We start from the raw sequence: 26242 nt of genomic DNA, 5'->3' as shown, positions 1-26242 counted from the left end.
ATGTCTAACGAGAACCTGCTTCAGAACGGCGCGGCCAAGACTTCTGGCAACGGCGGCTACACCGCGGATTCCATTACCGTGCTGGAGGGCCTGGCGGCCGTACGCAAGCGCCCGGCCATGTACATCGGCTCCACGGACATTCGCGGCCTGCACCATCTTGTCTATGAGGTGGTGGACAACTCCATCGACGAAGCCATGGCCGGCTACTGCGACCGCATCAGGGTCGTGTTGCATCTGGACAACTCCGTGACCGTCTCGGACAATGGCCGCGGCATCCCCGTGGACATGCACCCCAAGGAGGGCAAGCCGGCGGTCGAGGTCGTCATGACCAAGCTGCATGCCGGCGGCAAGTTCGACTCCGGCTCATATAAGGTGTCCGGCGGCTTGCACGGCGTGGGCGTGTCCTGCGTCAACGCCCTGTCCGAGTACCTGGAGGTCTTCGTCAAGCGCGACGGCAAGCGCCATCATCTGCGCTTCGAACGCGGCGTGACCGTGGGCCAGCTCACGGTGATCGGCGAAGGCGAGACCGCCACCGGCACCACGGTGCGCTTTCGTCCCGACGAGGAAATTTTCGAGACCAACCAGTTTTCCTACGAGACGCTCTCCAAGCGTTTTCAGGAACTGGCCTACCTGAACGACGGCCTGACCATCGAGTTCAAGGACGAGCGCGAGTCCAAGGAAGAAGCCTACTGCTACCATGGCGGTATCGTGTCCTTCGTACGCGACCTGAACGAGGGCCAGGGCTTCCTGCACGACATCATCGACGTCTCGGGCGAAGTGGACTCGGTCATAGTCAGCCTGGCCATGCAGTACAACGCGGGCTACAAGGAAAACGTCCTCACCTTCGCCAACAACATACGCACTAAGGAAGGCGGCACGCACCTGGTCGGCTTCAAGACCGCCCTGACCCGCGCGGTGAACAACTACGTGGAAAAGGGCGACCTGCCTAAGAAGCTCAAGCAGAAGGTCTCGGGCGACGACGTGCGCGAAGGCCTGACCGCCGTGGTCAGCGTCAAGTTGCCCAACCCGCAGTTCGAGGGCCAGACCAAGACCAAGCTCGGCAACTCCGAGATCGCCGGCATAGTCTCTTCGCAGGTCTATGAGCGGCTCATGACCTTCTTCGAAGAGAACCCGAACGACGCCAAGGCCATCATAGAGAAGATCGTGGACTCGGCCCGCGCCCGCGAGGCAGCGCGCAAGGCCCGCGATCTGGTGCGGCGCAAGGGCGCCCTGTCCGACCATTCCCTGCCCGGCAAGCTGGCCGACTGCCAGTCCAAGAAGCCCGAGGAATCCGAGCTGTTCATCGTCGAGGGCGATTCGGCCGGCGGCTCGGCCAAGCAGGGCCGCGACCCGCGCTTTCAGGCCATCCTGCCCCTGCGCGGCAAGATCCTGAACGTGGAGAGGACGCGTTTCGACAAGATGCTCGGCAACAAGGAAATCCGGGCCATGATCACGGCCATGGGCGCGGGCATCGACGAGGACATGGACCTGGAGAGGCTGCGCTACCACAAGATCGTCATCATGACCGACGCCGACGTGGACGGCGCGCACATCCGCACGCTCCTGCTGACCTTCTTCTTCCGGCAGTACAGGCAGCTCATCGACAACGGCTTCCTGTACATCGCCCAGCCGCCGCTGTTCCGTGTGCAGAAGGGCAAGAACGAAAAATACATCGTGGACGAGCCCACCCTGCGCTCGCACCTCATCGAGGCCATTGCCGGCGAGGTGACCTTGATTGCCCCCAATGAGCAGGAGATCAGCAAGAAGAAACTCGAACGCCTGCTGGAGAAGATCGCCTATCTGGAAGCCAAGGTGCGCGAGGCCGGGGCCTACGGCTTCAGCGACGAGCTGCTGCTGAGCGTGCTGGAGTACGGCACGCGCCTGACGCCCGCCTCGTTCCAGGACGGCGAGTTGGAGTCCCTGCGCACATACCTGTCGAGCAAGGGCCATCTGGTCTGGACCGAGCAGGAGATGGAGCTGGACGAGCTGCGCACCTTCGTCATCTTCGAGAACGAGAACGCTCAGCGCACCCGCATCGGCGTGGAGTTCTTCAACTCCAAGCTCTATCGCTACGCCTACGACGCCCTGGACACCATCCGCCAGACGACCGGCGGCCATGAACTGACCCTGCGCAAGCGCGAGCAGTCCTACAAGGTCAACGGCTATTTCCATGCCCTGCGCGCGGTCATCGACGAGGCGCACAAGGAGTACAACATCCAGCGCTATAAGGGCTTGGGCGAAATGAACCCCGAGCAGCTCTGGGAAACGACCATGAACCCCGAGAACCGCACCATGTTCCAGGTGTCCGTGGAGGACGCCGAGGAAGCGGACAAGATCTTCTCGGATCTCATGGGCGACCAGGTCGAGCCGAGGCGGCAGTTCATCGAGAGGAACGCGCTCAGCGTGAGTGAGCTGGATATTTAAGGCTTGTAGTTCATCAGCCTCCGGCGGCCAAGGGAGCAAGCTTCCCCGGCCCTTGAGGGCTTTCAAAGATACTAAAAGTCTTTGGAAAGGGGGTCCGGGGGGAGAACCTTTCTTCAGAAAGGTTTCCCCTCGGTTCCAGACTAGGGAGAGTAAATGACCACGAACAACACAGTCAGCATTAAATCCGAGATCGAGAAATCGTATCTAGAGTACTCCCTCTCGGTCATCATCGGCCGCGCCATTCCAGACGTGCGCGACGGCCTCAAGCCCGTGCACAGGCGCATCCTGTACGCCATGCACGAGCTCGGAAACTCGTACAACCGCGCCTACAAGAAGTCCGCGCGCGTGGTCGGCGACGTCATCGGCAAGTACCATCCGCACGGCGACCAGTCGGTCTACGACGCCTTGGTGCGCATGGCCCAGGACTTCTCCATGCGAGACCTGGTCGTGGACGGCCAGGGCAACTTCGGCTCCATCGACGGCGACGCCGCGGCTGCCATGCGTTACACCGAAGTGCGCATGTCGCGGCTGGCCTCGGAATTTTTGGCCGACATCGAGAAGGAAACCGTCGATTTCCGGCCCAACTACGACAACTCCTTGCAGGAGCCCGCGGTCCTGCCCACCAAGGTGCCCAACCTGCTGCTCAACGGCACCAGCGGCATCGCGGTCGGCATGGCCACGAACATCCCGCCCCACAACCTGGGCGAGCTCATGGACGCCACGCTGCACCTGCTGGACAACCCGGAGTGCACCCCGCGCGACCTGACGGCCTTCGTCAAGGGCCCGGACTTCCCCACTGCCGCCTCCTGCTACGGCGGTCGCGGGCTCATGGACGCCTACGAGACCGGTCGCGGCTCCATCAAAATACGCGGCACCGTGGCCGTGGAGGAGAAGAAGGGCGGCCGCGAGTCCATCGTCATTAGCGAGATCCCCTTCGCGCTCAACAAGTCGAGCCTGGTGGAGAAGATCGCCGCGCTTATCAACGACAAGCGCATCGACGGGGTGTCCGACCTGCGCGACGAATCGGACCGCAAGGGCATCCGCATCGTCCTCGACCTCAAGAAGGGGGCGATTCCGGACATCATCATCAACATGCTCTACAAGTTCACGCCGCTGGAAAGCAGCTTCGGCATCAACATGATGGCCGTGGTCGGGTCCAGGCCCATGCTGCTGAACCTGAAGAGCATCCTGGATTACTTCCTGCAGCACAGGCGCGAGGTCATCCTTCGGCGCACGCGCTTCGACCTGGACAAGGCCGAGAAGCGCGCGCACATCTTGGAAGGCCTGCTCATCGCCCTGGACAACATCGACGAAGTGGTGCGTATCATCCGCTCGTCGGCCACTGCCCTGGAAGCCAAGTCCCGGCTCATGGAGCGCTTCGGCCTGTCCGACGTCCAGTCCCAGGCCATCCTGGACATGCGTCTGCAGCGCCTGGTGAACCTCGAGCAAGAGAAGTTGCGCGAGGAGTTCGCCGAACTGCTTAAGAAGATCGAGTACTTGAAGTCCATCCTGACCAACGAGGAAGTCCTCAAGGGCGTCATCCGCGAGGAGCTGCGCGAGGTGCGCAGGATCTTCGCCACGCCGCGCAAGACGGTCATCCTGGAGCAGGACCTGGACAGCATCGATATCGAGGACCTCATCGCCGACGAGGAAGTCGTGCTGACCCTGTCGCGGCGCGGGTACATCAAGCGCACGACCCTGGACAGCTACCAGCAGCAGAAGCGCGGCGGCAAGGGCATCTCGGGCGTGCTGACCGGCGACGACGATTTCGTGCACACCTTCTGCAGCACGAGCAACCACCAGTACCTCCTGCTGTTCACCAACCGGGGCCGCATGCACCAGCTCAAGGTGCACCAGGTGCCCGAGGGCGGCCGCTACGCCAAGGGTTCGCATATCGCCAACCTGCTGCCCCTGGACAAGGACGAGCATGTGACCACGGCGCTCACGGTGCGCGAGTTCGCCGAGCACAACTACTTCATGTTCGTGACCAAGCGCGGCATGATCAAGAAGACCAGCGCCTCGCTGTACGCCAACGTGCGCTCCTCGGGCGTGCGCGCCGTCAACCTGCGCGATGACGACGAGCTGATCATGGTGCGCGAGATCAACGGCCGCGACGAGCTCATCCTGGTCACGGCCGAGGGCACGTCCATCCGCTTCACCTCGGCCGAAATCCGGCCCATCGGCCGCGGCGCCACTGGCGTCAAGGGCATTGCCCTGCGCGGCAGCGACGAGGTTGTGGCGGGAGTGGTGGTGCGGCCCGACGAGGAAGCCGTGGACGCCTCCGGCGAAGACAGGAGACTGGTGCTGACCATCTCCGAGAAGGGCTACGGCAAGCGCACGCCCGTGAACCAGTACCGGGGTCAGTCGCGCGGCGGCAAGGGCATCATCAACATGAAGGTTACGCCCAAGACGGGCCGCGTCGTGGGCGCGGTGGTTACCTATGAAAGCAAGGAAGAGGTCATCCTGCTGACCTCGGGCAACAAGGTAATCCGCCTGAGTTCAGAGGATATCAGCGTCATCGGCCGGGCCACCCAGGGCGTGCGCCTGGTGCGCATGGAGGAGGAGGATCGCGTGGCGGCCTTCGATCTCATCAAGGACAGCCTTATTGTCTCGGACGGCGCGTGCGAACTCGAGTAACCGCGGCGAGGACGGAACCTCTCCGGAGAATGGAGCAATGCCCAAAGCTCTGAAACGCATCATATTGGCCGTGGGATTGAGCCTTACGCTCGCCGCCGGCTGCGGCGACGGAAAGGATGCCGCGTCCGTGAGGCTGGAAAAGGCCAGAAACGCCTACAACCAGGGCCTGTACCTGGAGGCCGAGGCCGACTACGAGCGCTTCCTGCAGGAGCATTCGCAGCACCCGGCCCGCTGGGAGGCCTGGGGCCGACTCTTGGATATAACCTTTTCCATAAAGAACGATCAGGAAAAGGGAGTTATCCTGCTGGAGGCCATGCTGCTGGAATACGGCGAGGACCAGGAAAAGGCCGCCTACGTGCTCCAGCGCATCGGCGATTTCTATGCGGAACAGAAACAATGGGACAAGGCCATCGAGAAGTGGGCCAAGGGCCGTCGGCTCTCGGGCCAGCAAGTGGACAGCCAATGGCCTTTCCTGCTGCGCATGGCCCGGGCCTACAGGGCCATGCACAACTACGACATGGCCCGCGAGACGCTGGCGTACGGCATGAAGGGTTTGAAGGACTCCAAGTCCGTGGCCGCCTGCAAGTATGATCTGGCCATGACCTACACCTTCCTGGAGAATTGGGACAAGTCGCGCAAGATGCTGGAAGAGGTCCTGGCCTCGGGCGATCTGCCGAGCGAGGATCATGCCGTGGCCACGTGCCTGCTTGCCGACGTGCTCATCCACTTCGGTGAGTTGGATAAGGCCAGGGATCTCCTGGAATCCGTGAGCAGCTCCCATCCCAATCCGCTGGCCGTGGAGGTCAAGCTGGATTACCTGGACAAGGAAATCCTTTCCCATAAAACGCGGCCCAAGCCCGTCATCGAGGAAATGAATCCCGAGGATCTGGTGGCCCGACCGGATGAGGAAGGAAGATTCTATAGGAAGCTGTAGATCAGCACGAGCAAGAGCCGGGAAGGGCTTGGGCCTGCGCAGGTCCAACTTGTCTGGGCCATTTCCAGGCAAGGCGTGTCTTTTGCCCCGTGCGGTTCATCTGCGGATTAGAGCATTTTGCTTTTGAAAATGCTCTGCAAGCCATGCGTCGGCATGGCTTGCCGCCGCGTAGGCGTAGGCGCAATTCACTTGCGCCGTCAACGCCGGAGCGGGCGTCTTAAAAGCAATCTGCTCTAGAGCAACTAGCATTTGACCCGAGAGAGGGCGCTGCCCTCTCTCGGACTCTCACCCGCCAGGGAAATGATTTCCCTGGACCCGCATTTTCTCGTTTCTTTTTGCAAACTGCTATAAAATGATGGGATAGCCTCTTTTTGCCAGGCTATCCCATCATTTTAACTTTTAGCGACCAAGCTTTAGCGTATTGCACAAAAGCAGCGGCCGGCGTTTTGCCGGCCGCTGTTGGAATCGGAAGTGGAGGTGGCATTTGGAGTTGAACCAAACCAAGGGAGTGTTGCAGACCCCCCGCCTTCCTCTTGGCTATGCCACCTCGTTGAAAGCAGGTTACGTTCAAGGGCCTCGCCATGGAATTATTTGTTCATCGGAAAAACCCAAGACATCACCTGGATGCCTTTTGATGAAAGCTTACAGAGCTTAAATGCGCATGCATGGGTCGAGGCTGAATGCGCATGGGTGGTATGGTGCGTTGCTCCGCTTTTACTTGCGGATGGCCAAACGGGCCAGCAAACCCACGGCCACCAGGGCCAGCACCGAGTAAGCCCCGATGCGCAGACTTTGCGGTCCTATGTGAATAGCCTCCAGGACCCAGAAGATCAGGGCCAGAGCCAGAAGCACGAGCAGAAACAGCGCAAGCTTGGACATGACGGCCTCCTGTGAAATGACAAATTAAACCAGGCGCGGCTCGTTCTTCGTTGCGATCCGGTGTCAGGCGGGTCTTGAGAGAAGGCTTCACTGCCGCTACGGCAATCCGCCATAAGTTGCGCAGGTCCAGGGTTGGCCAGCACTGAACCGATGAGGGCAGGAAAACGCGAAGGTATCCACGGCTCCGGACAAGCAGCCTTGGCGAGCCCAGGTCTTCAGCGCCGTTCTCCGCAACCTTTGCGGCGCGTTCTCCGCTCGTAGCTTTCCCGATCCTCCAGTGGCCCCTGATGACCTAGTCGTTCCTCGGGGTCCTGATGCTCGGCCTGGGCTTCGATTTCCTCGCCGGGTTCGCGGCCCTGCTCGCGGCGTATCTCGTCAGCGGCTTCGACTGCCGATTTTTTCTTGGTCATGGCTCCTGCTCCTCTTCGCGCTGACGCTTCAACTCCTCCATCTCCTGCTCCACCTTGCCATCAGCCGACTTGCGTTCCTTGGCCTTCTGCCTGCTCCATGTTCCCACGCCCGCGCCCTGAGGCACGCGCATGCGCTCGAACTCCATGCCCGGAGCCTCTTCGTAGCCCTCCGAGGAACCGCGCTTGTCGCGCAATTCCTTGTTGGCCTGCTCGGCCTCGCGCTCGACTTGCCTTTTGTCGGGCATGTCTGCCGCCTCCTGGTTTTCCGGCCAGCATAGCAGGCTTGCTATCGATGGAAAGAGGGACAGGGGAAATTTGCTGGCTTCGTCTGTAGTGCCTGCCAACTAGAGCAGATGGCTTTTAAGACGCCCGCTCCGGCGTTGGCGGCGCAAGTGAATTGCGCCTACGCCTACGCGGCGGCAAGCCATGCCGACACATGGCTAGAGAGCATTTTCAAAAGCAAAATGCTCTAAGCGCACGGGTCAGGGGGCTTATCCGAAATGATCCTGCCTCTTCACTCCAGCATCCACCCGCGCGGTTTGATGCCAATGCCCCGCGAGACATTTTCCTTGACGCTTCACGCCTCAATCGTATTTGGTGACCGAAACGGGAGATAATTCACATGTTGCATAGAGCGCTGCTTGTCCTGATCATGTTCCTGATTGCCGCGCCTGCTTCCGCCATGGCCGAAGACGTTATCCTCGTGGGCGGGCTGTTCGCCGAGTCCGGCCCGGCTGCCTTCGTGGGCACGCCCAGCCGTTTGGTGGCCGAGATGGCCGTGGAGGAGATCAACGCCGCCGGCGGCGTGCTGGGCAAGAAGCTCAAGCTGATCATCTATGATACCGAGTCCGACGCCAACCTGGCTCTGCGCAATGCCCGCAAGCTCGTGGAGCAGGACAAGGTGCTGGCCATCATCGGACCCACCAGCACGGGCTCGGGCATGGCCATGAAGCAGTATATCGAGGGGCGCGGCGTACCCGTGCTCATGACCGTGGGCGGCGATCCCGTCATCGCCGGCGGCCGCTTCGGGCCGTACAAGTGGACCTTCAAGGTGCCTCAGCGCACCTCCACGGCCGTGCGCAAGATCTACACCCATCTCAAGGCCAAGGGCGTTACGCGCATCGCCTTGCTTACGGCTACCGACGGCTTCGGCAAGGACGGCGCCGAGCAGCTCCAAAAACTTGCCCCGGAGTTCGGCCTGAACGTGGTGGCTTCCGAGGTGATGGACGCCAAGGGCAACGATTTCTCGGCCCAGGCCTTCAAGCTCGCCATTGCCAAGCCCGAGGCGGTCATTGTCTGGACCATCGGCCCGGCCGGGGCCATCGCCAGCAAGAACTTTCACACCCTGCCGGGCCAGAAGCCGCTCATCATCCAGTCCCACGGCCAGCCCGATCCCAAGTTCGTTGAGCTTGCAGGCCCGGCGGCCGAGGGCGTGCTCATGCCCGGCACCAAGATCATGATTCCGGCCGAGCTGTCCGGCAGCGACCCTCAGAGGGCGCTCATCACCAAGTTTCTGGCCGAGTATGCCCGCCGCGGCCTGGACAGGCAGTTCCCCATCAACACGCACTCGGGCTATGCCTATGATGCCGTGCTCCTGCTCAAGGACGCCCTGACCAGGGCTGGCAAGGCCGACCCCGAGGCCCTGCGCCAGGCCCTGGAGAGCGCCAAGGGCGTTGTAGGCATCTCCGGCGTGTTCACCACCGGCCCCGAGGATCACAACGGCCTGGACACCGATTCCCTGGCCATGCTGATGGTAAGGAACGGAAAGTTCACCCTGGCCAAGTAAGCTGGGACGCCGGAAGGCGAACCTTCCGGCGTCTTTGGTTTCAATCATGCCGTCCGTCAGCCACATAGAAGTCACTCCGGCCGAAGCGGGCCACAAGCTGCTCCAGTTCCTTGAGCGCAGGCTCGGCAAGGGCGTGCCGCGAGCCCTGGTCATGAAGTGGCTGCGCACGGGGCAGTTGCGCGTGGATGGCCGCCGCGCCAAGCCCTTTGACCGCCTGGAAGCGGGCCAGACCGTGCGTGTGCCGCCGTATGAGGCGGTCGTAGAGCCCGAAGGCCAGCCCCTGCGCGCGCGGCCCCTGACCATCATCCACGAGGACGACGAACTGCTCGTCATCGCCAAGCCCGCTGGCCTGGCCAGCCAGCCCGGCTCCGGCCTGACAGACTCGGTGCAGACTCGACTGAAGGCCCTGTACGCCGGCGCCGATTTCATGCCCTCCTGCGCCCACCGCCTGGACATGGACACCTCGGGCCTGCTGGTGGCCGGCAAGACCTACCAAAGCGTGCGCCGCCTGGGCGACCTGTTCGCCTCGGGCGGCGTGGACAAGACATATCTGGCCTGGGTTCAGGGCCAATGGCCCGAGCAGGGTCAAATCCTGCTGCGGGACCATATCATCAAGGACGGCCGGGCCCACGTGCGCATCGGCGCTGACAACGCGCCGGATGGCGAGCAGGGCAAGCTGGCCCTGGCTCGCGTACGCCCTATGGCGCGCCGGCCCGACGCCACCTTGCTGGCGGTGGAACTGCTCACCGGCCGCACGCATCAGATCCGCATCCAGCTGGCCAGCCGCGGCCATCCCGTGCTGGGCGACCGCAAGTACGGACGCCGCCCGCATGCGACTCACCTGCTCTTGCATGCCTGGAAACTCCGGCTCCCGGACCGGGAGTTTACCTTGTTGCCCGACTGGCCGCAGGACTACATGCCGCCGGAAGGTCTGGCTTGATCAGGAGACATATGGCCCGCACGCAGGAAGCCCGCACACACGAGTCAAAGACGTACCCCAGCAGAGTGGATTTGTGGATAGCCGTCACCATCGGCACGGCTCTCATGCTCCCGCTGCTTGGCGGAATCTGGCACCTGTACGACGCTCCGGCCGAAGAGAAATCCTCGGCGCTCATTATCCTGTTGCCGCCACTCCTGGCCGGGCTAGGTTTGCTGGCCATCGGCGTGCCCATCCGCTACGAGCTGACGGACACGAGCCTGATCGTCAAACACGGCTTCCTGCGCCAGGTCATCCCGCTGGCGCGTATCGATGGAGCAGAGCTTACCAGCAGCTCCGCGAGCGCGCCGGCCTGGTCCCTGCGCCGCCTGCGCATCGATTATCGAAGCAAGGACGGCCGCAGGGCCCACGTGCATATCTCGCCCAAGGGCCGCCAGGATTTCCTGCAGCATCTCTGGTTGGCCTGCCCGCTCATCGATTCGCCCGAGGCGCGCCGCTTCCGCCGTCGGTTGGAGGCGCTGACCGGGTATTGATGGAACTTGCAAGGCGGCTGTGCCGATAAGGCAGGAGACTTGGACTTATTCCTGCCGGGATGATGCCCCTGGCTATGCGTAAAGCCTTGGCGGATCGCCCTCTCAGCGTTGACTGGCCCGCTCCTGCATAGCGCCTGGACTCCTGGGCCGATCCGATTTAGGCTCTTTCTCATGCTCCGGCTGACAAAGGTATCCTACAATTTCGGGTCCAATTGGGCCTTGAAGAACATCTCCTTCTCCCTGCACAAGGGCGATTTCCTCTTTCTCACCGGGCCGTCCGGAGCAGGCAAAACCACGCTACTGCGTCTTTTGTACGGCGCGTTGCCGCTCACGCGCGGCCTGGCGCAGGTGGCCGGCTTTCAACTCAAGGGGCTCCACCGCAGGCAGTTGCCGCAGTTGCGTCGGCAGATCGGCGTGGTCTTCCAAGACTTCAAGATTCTGCCCCTGCGTACGGCTTTCGACAACGTGGCCCTGGCCCTGGAGGTGCGCGGCACGCCGCAGCAGCTCGTCGAGCGCCGCGTGCGGGCCGTGCTGCGCGCCCTGGAGCTGGAGGACAAGGCCCACGTGCAGTGCGAGAAGCTTTCGGGCGGAGAGCAGCAACGCGTGGCCATCGCCCGCTCGGTGGTCATCAATCCGCAACTCATCCTGGCCGACGAGCCCACGGGCAACCTGGACCCGGAGCTATCCACACGGCTCATGGACGTGTTCAAGCAGTTCCATACCTTCGGCACGACCATCATCATGGCCACGCACAGCCCGGATATCGTGCATTCCCAACCCGAGGCCAAGGTTCTGCATCTGGAGCACGGCGGCATTGCCGCCGCGAGCTTCCCCCTGGACGAGGTCGAGGGCGTGCCCGAGGAGTGGCTGTAATGCGCACCTTCTTGCGCTTGGTCTGGCGCGGCGTGAAAGAAATGGCCCTGCACCCCTGGGCTCAGCTGCTAACCTTGGCCGCAGTGACGCTGGTGGCCTTCCTGGCCGGACTGTTCCTGCTTTTCCTGCACAACCTGGAGCAGCGCATCGCCGCGACCCAGGGCCATGTGGAATTCCATCTTTACTGGCGCTCCGACGGCAACCAGAATCAGGTGGAGGCGCAATGGCGGGAGCTGCGCCAGTTGGAGGGGCTGGAATCCATGCAGACCTATACGCCCAAGCAGGCCTTGGATCACTTGGCGACGTCCCTGAACGCCGGCGGCACGGGCGGCCGTTTCGGTTGGATGAAGGATGCGGACAAGCTCCTGCCCGCCACGGCCCTGCTGAACTTCAGCGTGCCCACGGAGAAAACGGATTGGGCCAAGGCGATGCTGGACAAGCTCAGGAAGCTGCCCGGCCTGGATTCAGTGCACTACAATCCGTTGCAGTACGACATGGCGCGCACCTGGAGCAGGCTGAGCAACAGGATGGTCTGGCTGCTGGTGAGCTTCCTGGCCGTGGTGGCCGGCCTGTCCGTGGGCAACACCATCAAGCTGTCCCTCTACTCGCGCAGAAGCGAGCTCGAAATACTGCACCTGGTGGGCGCCACCGAGAGCTACATCCGCATGCCGCTCCTGGTCGAGGGCGCCGTGCTCGGCGCAGTGGGCAGCTTTCTGGCCCTGGGGCTGCTCAAGCTCCTGCAACTCACGGCCGATTCCATGCTGAATGTCCCGCCGCTGCTTATCCAGGTCCAGTTCCTGCCGCAGACCACGGTGCTGTCCCTGGCCGCCGTGCTCACGGGCGTGTGCGTGCTGAGCAGTTGGGTGGCCGTCTCGCGCTGATCGCCTACAATCCAAGGCCGACTGCTTAGAGCATTTTGCTTTTGAAAATGCTTTGCAAGCCATGCGTCAGCATGGCTTGCCGCCGCGTAGGCGTAGGCGCAATTCACTTGCGCCGTCAACGCCGGAGCGGTCGTCTTAAAAGCAATCTGCTCTAAGACCAGGAAGGGCTTTGCCCTCCCCGGACCCCTCCCACCAGGGCCGACGCGGCCCTGGACCCGCGTATTTCGTAGCGGTTTCAGCCGACCTTTATTCTTTCATTATGGGTGCCAAGCGTTACAGCTTGCCTTCGGCCTCGGCCCGGCAGGCGGATGGCTGCAGGAGCAAGAGCACCGTGACTAGCATGGCCAGGGCCAGTGCGCTGCCGGTCCAGTATACGGCGGCGATGCCGAACAGGGCGTGCACGCCGGCCATGAGCGGCGGGGCCACGGTCTGGCTCAAGCGTAGAAGCATGCCGTACACGGCCATGTAGCCGCCACGGTACTCGCGCGGTGCGAGCCTGGTGAGGAGCGTGGTGATGCTGGGCATGGCCAAGCCTTGGGCCATGCCGAAGAGTCCCAGGGGAAGGAAGAAAAGCCACTTGCCGTTCAGGAAGGGCACCAAGCCGAAGGACAAGGCGTAGAACACGTAGCTCGCGCCGAGCAGCTTGGTTTCGCCGAAGCGCATGGACAGCCGCCCGAGTTGCGAGGAGGCCAGGGCCGAGAACAGCGATGCCGAGGATACTATCAGGCCGATGGTTGCGGGCGAGGCCTCGAAGCGCCTGCTCAAAAGAATGGGCAGAAAGGTGACCACCGGACCGTAGAGCAGGATGAAGGAAACCGTGGTGGCCAGGAAAATATAACGGACCGGGCCGTTACGCATGCTTTTCAGGGCCGAGCGCAGGTAGGCCCCGAAATTTTCGCTGCGCTCGGGCGGCGAGACGTCCAGCTTGCGCATGATGACCCAGGCCAAGGGCAGGGCCACGATGGGCAGAATGAACGGCACATGCCAGCCGATAAGCCCGAGCAGGCCGCCGATGGCCGGGTAGATCGCCGTGCCGAAGCTGAGCACACCCGCGTTGTAGCCCATTGCTTGCGTGAGTTGTGGGCCATGGCACAAGTCGCCGATGAGCGTGTTGGCCAGAACGCCCAGCGCGCCCGCACCCATGCCCTGGAGAAAGCGCAGCCCGAGCAGCCAGGACAGGCTTGGCGCGAAGGCGCAGAGGGTACCGGCCACGCCGAACAGAACCAGCGCGGGCACGAGCACGGCTTTGCGTCCCAGGCGGTCGGCGAGCATGCCGCCGACTGGGGCCATGACGATGCCCGGCAGCGTGAAAGCGGTGATGATTAGCCCGACCTCCGCCGGAGAAAGCCCGAACTCGGCCATGATATCCGGAATGACGGGAAATATGGAGGACACGCCCAGTACGACCATGAGCGTGACACCAAAGACCATCTGCAGTCGTGGATCAAGATAGAGCTTGCGCATGGGCTGAAGCCTTACAGGAAAGTCGTGGGGGAGGAAATGGCGGCGCGGATGGACGGCACCCGAACAAATGGGCTTCACGTCCCAAACACGGGGTCCAGGGCGTCGTTACGTCCTGGTGGGGAGAGGTCCGGAGAGGGGCAACGCCCCTCTCCGGCTACAGCCTAAAACTACTACAGCTTCAATCCGACGCTCTCCAACAAAAGATCCCCAGTGAACGTGACCGTGGCGGCTCCGGCCAGGAAGACGTTGTCCCCATCCACGCTGATGGTCAGCTGCTCGCCGCCGCTGGTGGTCACGTTGACCTCCGGTCCGGTCAGCCCAAGCTTGTGCGACAGGTACACGGCGGCGGACGCGCCGGTGCCGCAGGCGTAGGTCTCGGCCTCCACGCCGCGCTCGTAGGTGCGCAGCAGCATGGTCTGCTTGTCCACCACCTGGGCGAAGTTCGCGTTGGTGCCCTTGGGCCGGAAGGTTTCGTGGTAGCGCACGGTGCGGCCCAGGTCGGGCAGGTCCACCTTGGCCACGTTGTCCACGAAGATGACCGTGTGCGGCACGCCGGTGTTCACGAAATGGGCGCGCAAGGTCTGGTCCTCGGCGGGCAGGGCGATGTCCAGGCGGGCGTCCTTGGCCGGGGTTAGCTGCACTTTGACCAGGCCGGAGTCGAGCACCTCGGCGCGCACGGGTCCGGCGTCGGTGCCGATGACATGGCGCGCCGGGGCCATGCCCAGCAGGTAGGCCAGGCGTGCGGCGCAACGCGAGCCGTTGCCGCACATCTCGGCCCGCGAGCCGTCCGCGTTGTAGAAATGCCAGACGAAATCCACGCCGAGACGGTCGGCCGGCGGATTCTCAAGAAAAAATATGCCATCGGCGCCGATGCCGAAGGCTCTGCGGCACACGGCCTTTGCCCAGTCGGCCATGGCTTCCACCGGCACGCGCCTGTCGCGGTTGTCGATGACCACGAAGTCGTTGCCACTGCCCTGCATCTTAACGAAGGGCATCTGCTGCCCGAGGGTATCCAACATGCGCTTGCGCCTCTCTGCTTCAAAAGTGACTCGCAAAATAACAGAGAGTGCAAGCCTCTGTCGAGGGCAGGCAAGTCGCGGTGGTCCGGAAAGCATTGACAAAGCGCGGGTGAAAGGTATTGATTGGCAAAGATTGATTCGCGAATCAATCTTTGCCGGCAATTTCGTCGCCGGCCGGTCGCGAATTGCATTTTTCGGCATGCCGGGAATGCCGAAATAGTGGTATTAAGCGAACCTGAAACGCGGAACTACGACCCACCGGGCCAGGGCCGCCGCGCACTCGTTCGACACCTCCCCATGGCGGCGGCCGTGACTCGACTATTGCGGGTCGCGGCCGCCGCTGCTTTTGTCGGGCATCATCCGTAGGCTGGAACCGTTGACATCACTCGCGGCTGGCGATTCAATGCCGACCCAAACCTGCGCCCAACGGCGCTTCAACATATTAATATCCAGAGACATATATGCGTGCCATTCGCGGACGTTTCGCCCCCAGCCCCACGGGCAGCATGCACCTCGGCAACGCCTGGGCCGCGCTGCTTGGCTGGCTGGCCGTGCGTTCCCAAGGCGGGCGCATGGTCCTGCGCATCGAGGATCTGGACCCGGAACGCTCCCGGCCCGAGTATATGGCGGGTTTGCTGGAAGACTTGGCCTGGCTCGGCCTGGATTGGGACGAAGGACCGGACAAGGGCGGCCCGTACGAGCCGTATGTGCAGTCCCAGCGCCTTGCCCTTTACGACGAGGCGTTGAGCCGGTTGGCCGAGCGCGGCCTGGTCTATCCCTGCTACTGCACGCGCAAGGAACTGCGCACGGCTGCCTCGGCCCCGCATGCGGGAGAAGAGGCTCCGATTTACGGCGGCGCGTGCCGACTGCTCAATGTAGAGGAGCGCCGGAAGAAGGAACGCGCCGGCCGCAGCCCGGCCATGCGCCTGCGCTGCCCTGCCGAATCAGTGAGCTTCACGGACCTTTTGCATGGGCGAATAACAGTGGACCCAGCCCTTACGGCGGGGGATTTCGCCCTGCGCCGTTCCGACGGCGTGCATGCCTACCAGTTGGCCGTGGTGGTGGACGACGGCGAAATGGACATAAATCTGGTGGTGCGTGGAGCCGACCTTCTGTCTTCCACTCCCGCGCAGGTCGCCCTGTTCAAGCTGCTCGGCTATGATCCGCCTGACTTCCTGCACGTTCCGCTCCTGGTGGACAGCACGGGTGTGCGCCTGTCCAAACGTCACGGCAGCCTTGAGATCCGGCGTCTTCGTGCGAACGGCGCACGCCCCGAGGCAGTGCTGGGATATTTGGCCTGGAAAGCCGAATTGATGCCGGAGCTACGCTCGATAAAGATCCACGAACTTTTGGAGCCCTTCAATCCAGCCAGAATTCCCGATAGGCCATTGAAAGTGGAAGACGACGCGGAATACATGATCCTGGGCGCATAGCACCAGCAACACACTATATTGAACGTGCATTCAACGTCGTTATTCAACCTCATGTCTATTTCAGCATAAATAGATCTATCCATTTTTTGTGCCGTAATTTTGACATTTATCAAGATTACTAGTAGCTACATTTCAATTTTGTAGGCTGTTCTTAATCACGGCGGATTGCATGTGAGCTGGGATAGTCTTTTTCGCTTCATGATTTTCAGCAGATGACGGGCGCATCCAGGAGTCCGTGCGGTTAATTGGCTAATTGCTACAGCTTGCTCATGGCATTTGAAAAAGAGGCATGGTGCATGGAAGTGAATGCTTTGCGGATTTACAAGCAGATCAGTCTGCTTCTGTTTACTTTTTCTTTAGCCATATCCCCGGATATCGCATTCGGAAGCGCCTACGTGGGCAGCAAGGCCTGTGCGCAATGCCACGAATCCGAATATGCGGCCTACAGCCAGCATTCCAAGAAGGCCTACTCCTGGAAGGCCGTGACCAAGATGGCCTCCGACCTCAAGCCCAACGAATTGCAAGAGTGCTATGCATGCCACACCACAGGCTACGGCCAGGGCGGTTTCGTGAGCATCGAGCAGACGCCCCACCTGGCGGACGTGGGCTGCGAGACGTGCCACGGCCCCGGCAAGGAGCACTCCGAAACGGGCGACCCGACGCACATCAGTCGTCAAATCACCATAAAGGCCTGCGAGGCCTGTCATAACTCCGAGCGTGTAGGGTCGTTCAACTTCAAGCCGCTTGTGCACAGCGGCGCGCATTAGGAGACCGAAATGCTGGATTACATCCGACACCATCTAAACGTACGCATTTCGTTGCTCATCAGCAGCATTTCCATTGTCGTGTTCATCTGTCTCATCGGCATGACCACCTTTCTACAGCGGGACGGCATGGTCGACCAGCTCGACGCCTCCGTGACCAGGGCTTCCGAGCTGATCCGCATGGCCGTGGAGAAACCCATGGTCGTGGGCGACGACGAGGGCACCAACGCGGAGTTCGCTTTCCTGGCTGAAAAATACCCGGATGTGCGCGTTCATCTGACCAACTACAAGGGCAACGTCACCTACTCCACCGACAAGTCCATCCTGCGCAAGGACCTCCTGTCCGCCGCCGCTCCTGAGCTGGCGGAAATGATCCAAGCATCCCTCAAGGAGCCTTTGGAGCAGGGTCGCCTGCTGACCCTGGAGGGCCGCGACTGGTTCGCGCGGACCATGTCGATCCCCAACGAGCCGGCCTGTCACCACTGTCACGGCGCCAGCGAACCCATATTGGGCGAGCTTGTGGTCATGCAGGACGTAAGCTCGACCATGTCCACCATCCAAGCGAATGCCCTCGAGACCGCGGCCATCTCCCTGACCGGCCTGATCGTGCTCATGGGTGCGGTCCTTTATTTCATACAGCGCGTGGTCATACGGCCTCTGCTGTCCATCAACTCCGCCGCCCACCGCGTGGCCGACGGCGATTTCGCCGCCTCTTTCAACATCAGCAACAGCGACGAGCTGGGCCAGCTTTCCAACAACCTCGCCAGCATGGTCTCCAAGCTCAAAGAGCAGCTCGGATTCTCCAAGGGCATTCTGAGCGGCATGACCCTGCCCTGCGTGGTCACGGACACCAACGAGCGCCTGACCTTCGTCACGCCCGCGGCGCTGGCGCTCGTCGGCCGCAAGGGCAAACCCGAGGACTACCACGGCATGATCGTCGGCGAATTCTTCCACAACGACCCCAAGCGCCAAACCTCCACGGGACGAGCCCTGCGCGAGAAGAAGGCGATCCAGAACCACAACCTCGAGTTCTTGAACCTGGCCGGCGAGCAGAAATACGCCAGAGCCGACGTGGCACCGCTCCTGGACCTGGACGGCAAGCTCATCGGCGCCTTCACCCTGTACTCCGACCTAACGGATATCCGCAGCCAGCAGTTGCTCATCGAAAAGCAGAACGAGCGCATCGCCACGGCGGCGCAGCAGGCGGACAGCGTGGCCGACCAAGTGTCCTCGGCCAGCGAAGAACTGGCGGCCCAGATAGAGCAGTCAAGCCACGGCGCGGATTCCCAGCAAAACATGACCGGCGAGGCGGCCACCGCCATGGAGCAGATGAACGCCTCGGTGCTCGAAGTGGCCAAGACCGCGTCCAGGGCTTCCGAACTGGCCGAACGAACCAAGGACAAGGCCCAGCAGGGCGAGGATGTGGTCGAGCAGGCCATGGCGCTCATAAACCGAGTGGCCGGTCAGACGGACGGACTGAAGAAGGACATGACCGACCTGGGTCAGCAGGCCGAGGGCATCGGCAAGATCATCACGGTCATCGAGGATATCGCGGACCAGACCAACCTGCTGGCGCTCAACGCGGCCATCGAGGCGGCCAGGGCCGGCGACGCGGGCCGCGGTTTCGCCGTGGTGGCCGACGAAGTGCGCAAGCTGGCCGAAAAGACCATGGCCGCCACCAGGGAAGTCGGCGACTACATCGCTTCCATCCAGGAAAGCACGCGCAAGAGCGTGCACAATACCGAGGAAGCCGTGGCGGCCATCGCCCTGAGCGCCGAGAAGGCCAACCTCTCGGGACAAGCCCTGCACGAGATCGTGCGCATGATAGAGGAGACCGCCGACCAGGTGCGTTCCATCGCCACGGCCAGCGAAGAGCAATCCGCGGCCAGCGAACAGATCAACCGCTCTACGGAATCCATCAACCGTATAGCCAGTGAAACGGCCTCGGCCATGAATCAGTCGGCCTCTGCAATCCAGGATCTTGCGCGCCTGGCGCACGACCTCAAGCACATCATCGGTGAGATGCAGACCAGTTAAACGTATCGAAGCCTGCACAGGCCTTGTGGTGCAAGGCGTATACATAACTTGCTTTTCCATCGGTGGAAGGATAAATGAGATTCCTTCCACACGACTTTCATACCGGCCGAAGGGAGCACCCTCCTCCGGGCACCCAGCCCAGGATCCGCCAAACCTGCTCCTTTCGGCCTTTTCTTATGTGGCCCGTCAAAGAGCCATTCTTCATGGGGCTGGCGTGAATCGTGTTAGCGGCACGCGCAAGCAGATGCCGCGCTGCGCGAGCCGTGACAACCCCCTCCCTCTTGTTCATTTTCTTCAGCTCTCCTAAAGATTACAAACGATTAGACCGCTCAAAAGTTGCTTTTTTTGTCCCACCCGCTAAGGATAACCTGAAGCCTAATCACCGATACTTCTGGAGAGCGCCATGAGAATGGATGAAATCCCGTTCGGCACGACAGACTGGGACAATGTGGAGAGGACGGAGCACAAGGGAGACACGGGCGTCGCCTACTGGCGCACCCGCTCCTTCGGCGATCCCAAGAACCCGATCCGGGTGCGCATGGTCGAATACTCGCCAGGCTACCGGGCCGATCACTGGTGCAGCAAGGGGCACATCCTGCTGTGTCTGGAGGGCAAGCTGGAGACCACCCTGGAGGACGGCAGGACATTCACGCTGACTCCCGGTGTGAGCTATCAGGTCGCGGACAACGCGGAAGCCCACCAGTCCTACACCGCGACGGGAGCCAAGTTGTTCATAGTCGATTGAGGAGAGGGGGGCTGTGCTCAGGTTTTGAAATGCCTTTTACTCTCATAACGAATTGTTACCCTAGGTCGGTCAAGGCGTTTCCTTGTGGCATACTGCTTGGTCTTCCTGTGCACTAAGAGTTTTACTGGCATTTACAAAGCATATTTGTGAAGTAAAACCATGCATTAATTTGGGAATATCTCTAATTAGGGGCTATTTTGTATGTCCAATAATTTGAATCCATATTTTTTTGGTCGTTCAGTGTCCAAGAAAGAGCTGAGTGGTTTGAATGCTGAAGAGAAGATTGATGTAATGCGGAATTGGTTCTTAGACCATTATGAGAATCCGGCATAGCGCACCCCATATGAGTCAAGGGAGGGTGGATATCAGTACATATATGGCGGTCCCTACGACGCAGCTGAAGAATTGAGCAATGAGTTTGGAGATGTTGTTGAAGAGGAGACAATTAAAGAGCTCGTATCAGATTTAGAGGAGATATCGGACGCTTGGACAAAGAAGCCTACAGAAGATTTTTTTGATGACTACCTCTCAGAGGCGATTTTCTCCTCGGCTAAGCATCTGGATGCCTTTCAGGATGCAACAATTGATATCAATAAGCTTTTAGAGACAACTTATCCAACAGGCTATGAGTACACTGCTTATAAGCTGTTATATGCAAATGATATTACAGCTCTAAAAGCATATCTTTCTGATACATTTTACAGCTTGGTTAGGTTTAACGAAGAATATAAGCGTAATTTTGTGCAAAGTGTTAAAGATTTTCAAGGCTAAAAATTTAAACTCTCGGAAATATATACGACATTTGAATCGATAAACACCCGAATTGAAGAGTTTGTTCTTGATATGAGTTGGCATAACCTTGGAAAGGCAAAAGACATATACACCACTACATTTAAAATTGAATTTCCATCTATTCAGGAGCTAAGCAAGCGGATACTTACTAGGCATGATATAATTCATAGGAATGGTAAAAACAAAGAAGGGGAAAAAATTTATATATTAAAAACGGATGTTATCAATCTTGTTCTGGAATCTGAAAAGCTAGTAAAAGAGCTTGATGAGAAGCTTAGTAGTTGTCGGGCGCTTTTTTAAATCCTTATCCACTTCTTCATTTTTGCCTCGTGCTTTATTAATATCTATCGAAAGGCCGGCCAGCATTCCGCTGACCGGCCTTTCCTTTTATCCACAAGGGCATACCGCCCTCATGTCTGCTTTTTCAACGACGAATCCTAACTCTACTTCTTCTTCGGCTTGTCCAGGTTTTCGAGCATCGTTTCCTCGCGCCGGACAACGAACTCGCTGGCCTTCTGGATGAGCACAAAGAACAGCGGGACGAAGAAGATAGCCAGGAAGGTGGCGGCGATCATGCCGCCGATGACGCCCGTGCCGATGGAGTGGCGCGCGGCCGAACCCGCGCCAGTGGATATGGCCAGCGGCACGACGCCCAGGATGAAGGCCAGCGAGGTCATGATGATGGGCCTGAAGCGCAGGCGCGCAGCCTCCAGGGCGGCTTCCACCACGCCCATGCCCTCGCGGTGCGCGGACACGCAGAACTCCACGATGAGGATGGCGTTCTTGGCCGACAGGCCCACAAGGGTCAGCAGGCCGATCTGGAAGTAGATGTCCTGGGCCAGGCCGCGCATCCACACTGCCACAAGCGCGCCGAGCACGGCGATAGGCAGTGCTCCGAGCACGGCGATGGGCAGGCTCCACTTCTCGTACTGGGCCGCCAGCACCAGGAAGACCACCACGATGCCGAAGGCCAGCACCATGGGCGCCTGGTTGCCGGCTTTGACTTCCTGGTAGGATGCGCCGCTCCACTCGAAGCCGTAGCCCTGCGGCAGAGTCTCGGCCGCGAGCTTCTTGATCAAATCCAAGCTCTCGCCGCTGCTCACGCCGGGCGCGGGCGCGCCGGATATCTGGATGGATGGGAAGCCGTTGAAGCGCGACACGGCGTTTGCGCCCGCGCGGTAGCTCACGTCCGTTACGCCGGACAGCGGAACCATCTGGCCCTGGTCGTTGCGCACGAAGATGCGCCCGATATCCGTAGGATTGTCGCGGAATTCCGGCTCCGCCTGCAACTGCACGCGCCAGATGCGCCCGTACTTGTTGAAGTCGTTGACGTACAGCGAACTCAGATAGGCCTGCATGGCGTCGAACACGCTGGCCACCTGCACGCCCATCATCTTGGTCTTGTCGCGGTTCAGGTCCACGAACAGTTGCGGCTGCGTGACACGCAGCGTGCCGCGCACGCCGGCCAGCTGGCCGCTCGCGTTGGCCGCGCCGATGAACTGGTTGCCGGTGTTGGCCAGCTCTTCGATGCTGCCGCCGCCCCTGGCCTGCAATTCCATCTGGAAACCTGCGCGGGTGCCCAGGCCCTGGATGGACGGCGGGTTGAAGGCCAGGACCATGCCGTCGCCCCGCCCGGCGAAGTTCATGTAGGCTGCGCCGGCCACGGCCTGCGCGCTCATGCCCGGCCCTTGGCGCTGCTCGAAGGGCTTGAGTTTGACGAACATGCTGCTGGCGCTGGTGCTGGTGATGCCGCCACTCAGGAAGTCGAGGCCGCCCAGCACGACGGTGTTTTCCACTGCCGGATGGTTGAGGAAGAATTCCTCGGCGGCCCGCGTCAGGGCGTCCGTGCGATCCAGGGACGCGCCGTCGGGCAGCACCACGAAGGCCATGACGAAGCCCTGGTCCTCGTCGGGCAGGAAGCCCGTGGGCACGCGCTGCTGCAGGGAGTAGGCCGCGTAGCAGAGCAGGCCGAAGATGGCCAGGGACACGGGCACGAAGCGGATGGCTTGGCGCACGCCTGCCGTGTAGCCGGAGGTCATGGCGTCGAAGGCGCTGTTGAACCAGCGGAAGAGGACGAATTTCTTGCCGTGGGTGGGCCGAAGGATCAGGCGGCACAGGGCCGGGCTGAGGGTCAGCGCCACCAAGCCCGAGATGGCCACGGACACGGCGATGGTCACGGCGAACTGCTTGTAGAGCTGGCCCGTGAGGCCGCCCAGGAAGGTCACGGGCACGAAGACCGCGGAGAGCACGAGCACCACGGCGATGACCGGTCCCGTGACCTGCTCCATGGCCTTGATGGTCGCGTCGCGGGGCGACAGCCCCTCATGCTCCATGAGGCGCTCCACGTTCTCCACCACGATGATGGCGTCGTCCACCACGATGCCGATGGCCAACACCAGGCCGAACATGGTCAGGGTGTTGATGGAGAAGCCGAGCGCGAGCATGCCGGCGAAAGTGCCGATGATGGCCACGGGCACGGCCAAAAGCGGGATGAGCGTGGCGCGCCAGGATTGCAGAAAGAGGAAGACCACCACGAGCACGAGGCCCACGGCCTCCAACAGCGTGCTCACGACCTCGGACATGGAGTCCTGGATGAAGGTGGTCGTGTCGTAGGGCATCCGGTAGGAGACTCCCGGCGGGAAGCTTGCCGAGGCCTGCTTGAGGGCCTTCTCCACGCCCACGACGGTGTCCAGGGCGTTGGCTCCGACCTGCAGGTAGACGGGCATGAGCGTGGTGGGCTTGCCCTGCACGCGCCCGAACAGGTCGTAGCTCTGTGCGCCCATCTCCACGCGGGCCACGTCCTTGAGCCGCAGTGTGGAGCCGTCGGGGTTGGCGCGCAGGATGATGTTCTCGTATTCCGAAATCTCCTGCAGGCGTCCGCGGGTCAGCACCGGCACGGTCAGCTCGATCTCGCCGGCCGTGGGGCGCTGGCCGATGGTGCCGGCCGGGAACACGGCGTTCTGCTCGCGGATGGCCTCGGCCACCTCGGACACTGTCAGGCCGCGCATGGCCAACTGGTCCGGGTTGACCCAGACCCGCATGGAGTAGTCCTTGGTGCCGAAGACGGCCACGTCGCCCACGCCGGGCACGCGCTTGAGCGAGTCCAGCAGGTTGATGGTGGCGTAGTTGCTCAGGAATATGTCGTCATAGCGCCCGTCGGACTCCAGGGAGACCACGCCGAGCATGCTGGTCGAGGACTTGGTGACCGTGATGCCCTGGCGCACGACCTCCGACGGCAGGCGCGGCTCGGCGATGGACAGCCGGTTCTGAACCTCCACGGCGGCCATGTCCTGGTCCGTGCCGATCTCGAAGGTGGCCACGATCTTGACCGAGCCGTTGTTGGAGCACAGGGAGCTGAAGTAGAGCAGGTGCTTGACGCCGCTCAACTGCTGCTCGATGGGCGCGGCCACGGACTCGGCCGCTGTCTGGGCATCCGCGCCAGGATACGTCGCACTGATCTGGATGGTCGGCGGCGTGATCTGCGGGTAGCGGTCGATGGGCAGCACGAAGATGGCCACCGAGCCCGCCAGCAGGATCAGGATGGACAGCACGCAGGCGAAAACGGGGCGGTCGATGAAGAAGCGCGAAAACATGGCTACATCTCCGTGGCGGCCTGGGGCTGCCCACTGGCGGGAGTTTCGGCCGTGACTGCCGGCATGGGTTCGACCAGCGCGCCGGGCCTAAGCTGCATGAGCCGGTCGACGATGACTGTTTCACCGGGCTCAAGCCCGGACTCGATGATCCACTGCTCGTTTTGCCAGGGGCCCAGGACCACGCGCCGGATCTCGGCCTGCTTCTGAGCATTGACCACATAGACCATGGAGCCGGTGGGATTCTGGATCACGGCTTCCTTGGGGATGAGCAGCGCGTTCAGACGGTCGATGCCCGTCACGCGTACGTGCACGAATTGGCCCGGCTGGAGCCGACCGTCGGGATTGGGGAAGGTGCCGCGCACGACCAAGGAGCCCGTGGCCGGGTCGATTTGCGGGTCCGTGTAGGTAATCTCGCCTTCTTGGGCATAAGGCGTGCCGTCGGCCAGAGTGATGCGCAGGCGCATGTTGTTCATGGACGGCTCGGTGGTCTTGCCGCTTTCGACCAGTCGGCGGGTCTGCAGGAGATCCTGCTCGCTTATGTTATAGCGTACGTAGATGGGATCGGTTTTCTCCACCACGGCCAGCAGTCCGTCGCTGGAGCCGTCCACGTAGCTGCCCACGTCCCGCTTTGCCATGCCGATGCGGCCGTCGATGGGCGAGGTGATGGTCGTATAGCTCAGGTCGAGTTTGGCCTGGGTGATGCGAGCCTTTTCCAGCTCGATGTTGGATACGGCCACGCGTTCCTCGGTCTGCCACTCTTCCAATTCATCCTCGGTGGCCGCATCGCTGCGCAGCAGCTCGGTGTAACGCTTGACCTTCTGGCGGGCGCGCATGAGCTGCGCCTCGGCGCTGGTCAGCCGGGCCTGGGCTACATCCATCTCGGCCTGGAATGACCGGGGATCGATACGGAAGAGCGTTTGCCCCTCCATGACCTTGCCGCCTTCCTCGAAATGTTTGCTCTCCAGGAAGCCGTTCACGCGCGCGCGGATCTCCACGGTCTGCGAGGCCTCGGTCTGGCCGAGGAATACTGGCTGCAGGGGCACCGTCCTGGACTGGAGCGTGACCACATGCACGGGCATGGCCTTTTGCGGGGCCTGGGTCTGCACGACCTGCGGGGCATGGTCCGCCTTTTGCCAGTACAGGATGCCGCCGACCACGGCGCCGGCGAGGATGATGAGCACGAAGGCGCGGCGCATGAGGCTGATGGCCCCGCCCCGCCGGGAGTTCAAAGTGTCGTTTCTTAATTCCATTGCCTATCTCCTGGGATTCCTGCTTGCGATTCCTGTATTCGGCCAACGCGGTCGGCCAGCCGTCATGCGTCTTCCGTTCCGCCAATGTCGGGTCGATTTGCCGAGCGAAGCAGAGCAGCGCGGCGCTATGCCATGCCTAAGGATCTATTGTTTGAAAACTCCAAGGGATCATCCGGAGCCGTCTGGGATAATAAACGCTGAAAAATGCGGTCACGCCGTCATTTGGCGGCCGCTTTCGGCGAGAGCAGCCCGCGCAACAGGATGTCCTTGATGTCCGCGGCCTGCTGCTCCAAGCTAGTGGAGCGTCCCGCGAAATAGTTGTTGAAGATCGTGCCGTAGAGCAGGTTGCTGAGGATATCGAAAGTCCGGTCCAGGGGCACTTCGCGGAACCGGCCCGCATCGATGAGCGACCTGAACGCGATGCGCGCCTGTTCGCAGTGGGTCTTGCGGTATTCCAAATAGGTCGGCGTTTCCCGGTCCTTGAACTCGGCCCGTTCCTGTATGAGCAGCTCTATGTACTCGGGGTGGGCGTCGAAGTAGGCCAGGAAGGATTGGATGGCGTGACCGAAGCGCTCGATGGGGTCCGTGGCGCTGGAGGAATGCGTGGCGGCCAGCAGCCCTAGCATGACGTAGTCCACGGCGGCCCGGAACAGCTCGCGCTTGCTTTTGAAGTAATTGTATATCGTGCCTTTGGCGCAGCCGGCGGCCTCGGCGATGGCGCCCATGTCGGCCTTGGGAAAGCCCTCGCGCGCGAAGTGCGTGATTGCCTGGCGCAGGATCGCCTCCCGGCGCTGGCGAGCCAGATCCGGGTCGCGCGGCCTGCCCGGCCCCGTGCGTCCTGCCATAGCTTG

At 61.5% G+C, this 26242-nt stretch carries 23 protein-coding genes; 15 read left to right on the top strand and 8 right to left on the bottom strand.

Going from position 1 to position 26242, the window contains the following annotated elements:
• The 3 genes from gyrB to H585_RS0105285 all read left to right on the top strand — a co-directional run bounded on the left by gyrB (window position 1) and on the right by H585_RS0105285 (window position 5995).
• A complete protein-coding gene (gene gyrB, locus H585_RS0105295) occupies window positions 1-2424 on the top strand; it encodes a DNA topoisomerase (ATP-hydrolyzing) subunit B (RefSeq protein WP_027367056.1) in 2424 nt (807 codons plus the stop codon).
• 153 nt (window positions 2425-2577) lie between these two features.
• Window positions 2578-5061, top strand: a complete 2484-nt coding sequence (gene gyrA, locus H585_RS0105290) for a DNA gyrase subunit A (protein ID WP_027367055.1) — start codon at window positions 2578-2580, stop codon at window positions 5059-5061.
• A 37-nt stretch (window positions 5062-5098) separates the two neighbouring features.
• A complete protein-coding gene (locus tag H585_RS0105285; RefSeq protein ID WP_027367054.1) occupies window positions 5099-5995 on the top strand; it encodes a tetratricopeptide repeat protein in 897 nt (298 codons plus the stop codon).
• Window positions 5996-6709: 714 nt separating this feature from the next.
• Here the strand turns inward: H585_RS0105285 and H585_RS23455 are convergent.
• From H585_RS23455 to H585_RS0105270, 3 genes are all read right to left on the bottom strand, one after another.
• Window positions 6710-6874: a hypothetical protein gene (locus H585_RS23455; RefSeq protein ID WP_005984657.1), complete on the bottom strand. Its 165-nt coding sequence runs from the start codon at window positions 6872-6874 to the stop codon at window positions 6710-6712.
• A gap of 215 nt (window positions 6875-7089) precedes the next feature.
• The gene (locus H585_RS0105275) at window positions 7090-7284 is read right to left on the bottom strand and encodes a hypothetical protein (RefSeq protein ID WP_014259339.1); all 195 of its coding nucleotides are present in this window, start codon (window positions 7282-7284) and stop codon (window positions 7090-7092) included.
• Window positions 7281-7529, bottom strand: coding sequence for a hypothetical protein (locus H585_RS0105270; protein ID WP_027367053.1), 249 nt, complete (start codon window positions 7527-7529; stop codon window positions 7281-7283). The genes H585_RS0105275 and H585_RS0105270 overlap by 4 nt, the downstream gene beginning before the upstream one ends.
• Before the next feature lie 377 nt (window positions 7530-7906).
• Here H585_RS0105270 and H585_RS0105265 point away from each other — a divergent pair, with 377 nt between their 5' ends.
• The 5 genes from H585_RS0105265 to H585_RS0105245 all read left to right on the top strand — a co-directional run bounded on the left by H585_RS0105265 (window position 7907) and on the right by H585_RS0105245 (window position 12294).
• On the top strand, window positions 7907-9070 hold the full coding sequence (locus tag H585_RS0105265) for an ABC transporter substrate-binding protein (protein WP_027367052.1): 1164 nt from the start codon (window positions 7907-7909) through the stop codon (window positions 9068-9070).
• 46 nt (window positions 9071-9116) lie between these two features.
• A complete protein-coding gene (locus H585_RS0105260; protein ID WP_014259342.1) occupies window positions 9117-10010 on the top strand; it encodes an RluA family pseudouridine synthase in 894 nt (297 codons plus the stop codon).
• A gap of 11 nt (window positions 10011-10021) precedes the next feature.
• On the top strand, window positions 10022-10540 hold the full coding sequence (locus H585_RS0105255) for a PH domain-containing protein (protein WP_014259343.1): 519 nt from the start codon (window positions 10022-10024) through the stop codon (window positions 10538-10540).
• A gap of 171 nt (window positions 10541-10711) precedes the next feature.
• Window positions 10712-11413, top strand: a complete 702-nt coding sequence (gene ftsE / locus H585_RS0105250) for a cell division ATP-binding protein FtsE (RefSeq protein ID WP_027367051.1) — start codon at window positions 10712-10714, stop codon at window positions 11411-11413.
• Window positions 11413-12294 (top strand): cell division protein FtsX, encoded by an 882-nt coding sequence (locus H585_RS0105245; protein WP_027367050.1) that lies wholly within the window; start codon window positions 11413-11415, stop codon window positions 12292-12294. The genes ftsE and H585_RS0105245 overlap by 1 nt, the downstream gene beginning before the upstream one ends.
• A gap of 273 nt (window positions 12295-12567) precedes the next feature.
• Here the strand turns inward: H585_RS0105245 and H585_RS0105240 are convergent, their stop codons facing one another.
• Together H585_RS0105240 and dapF are read right to left on the bottom strand one after the other, a co-directional pair.
• Entirely contained in the window at window positions 12568-13758 is a 1191-nt protein-coding gene (locus tag H585_RS0105240) for an MFS transporter (RefSeq protein WP_027367049.1), read from the bottom strand.
• 170 nt (window positions 13759-13928) lie between these two features.
• Window positions 13929-14777 carry a diaminopimelate epimerase gene (gene dapF / locus H585_RS0105235; RefSeq protein WP_027367048.1) on the bottom strand — a complete coding sequence of 283 codons (849 nt, stop codon included), beginning with the start codon at window positions 14775-14777 and terminating at the stop codon, window positions 13929-13931.
• Here dapF and H585_RS23000 point away from each other — a divergent pair.
• From H585_RS23000 to H585_RS22995, 7 genes are all read left to right on the top strand, one after another.
• The gene (locus tag H585_RS23000) at window positions 14776-14997 is read left to right on the top strand and encodes a hypothetical protein (protein WP_138708164.1); all 222 of its coding nucleotides are present in this window, start codon (window positions 14776-14778) and stop codon (window positions 14995-14997) included. The two genes, dapF and H585_RS23000, sit on opposite strands and share 2 nt — an antisense overlap.
• Window positions 14998-15238: 241 nt before the next feature.
• Window positions 15239-16210, top strand: coding sequence for a tRNA glutamyl-Q(34) synthetase GluQRS (gene gluQRS / locus H585_RS0105230; protein WP_027367047.1), 972 nt, complete (start codon window positions 15239-15241; stop codon window positions 16208-16210).
• 296 nt (window positions 16211-16506) lie between these two features.
• Window positions 16507-16977, top strand: coding sequence for a cytochrome c family protein (locus tag H585_RS0105225; protein WP_034627193.1), 471 nt, complete (start codon window positions 16507-16509; stop codon window positions 16975-16977).
• Between the two features lie 9 nt (window positions 16978-16986).
• Window positions 16987-19011, top strand: coding sequence for a methyl-accepting chemotaxis protein (locus H585_RS0105220; protein WP_027367045.1), 2025 nt, complete (start codon window positions 16987-16989; stop codon window positions 19009-19011).
• 403 nt (window positions 19012-19414) lie between these two features.
• The gene (locus tag H585_RS0105215; RefSeq protein WP_027367044.1) at window positions 19415-19756 is read left to right on the top strand and encodes a DHCW motif cupin fold protein; all 342 of its coding nucleotides are present in this window, start codon (window positions 19415-19417) and stop codon (window positions 19754-19756) included.
• Between the two features lie 405 nt (window positions 19757-20161).
• Window positions 20162-20527, top strand: a complete 366-nt coding sequence (locus tag H585_RS0105210) for a hypothetical protein (protein WP_027367043.1) — start codon at window positions 20162-20164, stop codon at window positions 20525-20527.
• A 72-nt stretch (window positions 20528-20599) separates the two neighbouring features.
• Window positions 20600-20848: a hypothetical protein gene (locus H585_RS22995; protein WP_138708163.1), complete on the top strand. Its 249-nt coding sequence runs from the start codon at window positions 20600-20602 to the stop codon at window positions 20846-20848.
• Window positions 20849-20991: 143 nt separating this feature from the next.
• Here the strand turns inward: H585_RS22995 and H585_RS0105200 are convergent, their stop codons facing one another.
• The 3 genes from H585_RS0105200 to H585_RS0105190 all read right to left on the bottom strand — a co-directional run bounded on the left by H585_RS0105200 (window position 20992) and on the right by H585_RS0105190 (window position 26236).
• On the bottom strand, window positions 20992-24141 hold the full coding sequence (locus tag H585_RS0105200) for a multidrug efflux RND transporter permease subunit (RefSeq protein ID WP_027367042.1): 3150 nt from the start codon (window positions 24139-24141) through the stop codon (window positions 20992-20994).
• Window positions 24142-24143: 2 nt separating this feature from the next.
• Window positions 24144-25391, bottom strand: a complete 1248-nt coding sequence (locus H585_RS0105195) for an efflux RND transporter periplasmic adaptor subunit (RefSeq protein ID WP_027367041.1) — start codon at window positions 25389-25391, stop codon at window positions 24144-24146.
• Between the two features lie 218 nt (window positions 25392-25609).
• Window positions 25610-26236 carry a TetR/AcrR family transcriptional regulator gene (locus H585_RS0105190; protein WP_014259356.1) on the bottom strand — a complete coding sequence of 209 codons (627 nt, stop codon included), beginning with the start codon at window positions 26234-26236 and terminating at the stop codon, window positions 25610-25612.
• Between the last annotated feature and the right edge of the window lie 6 nt (window positions 26237-26242).

This window comes from Desulfocurvibacter africanus subsp. africanus DSM 2603 (assembly GCF_000422545.1).
GTDB lineage: Bacteria > Desulfobacterota > Desulfovibrionia > Desulfovibrionales > Desulfovibrionaceae > Desulfocurvibacter > Desulfocurvibacter africanus.
The sequence above is the reverse complement of the archived record's forward strand: the minus strand, read 5'-3'. Positions and strand labels throughout refer to the sequence as shown.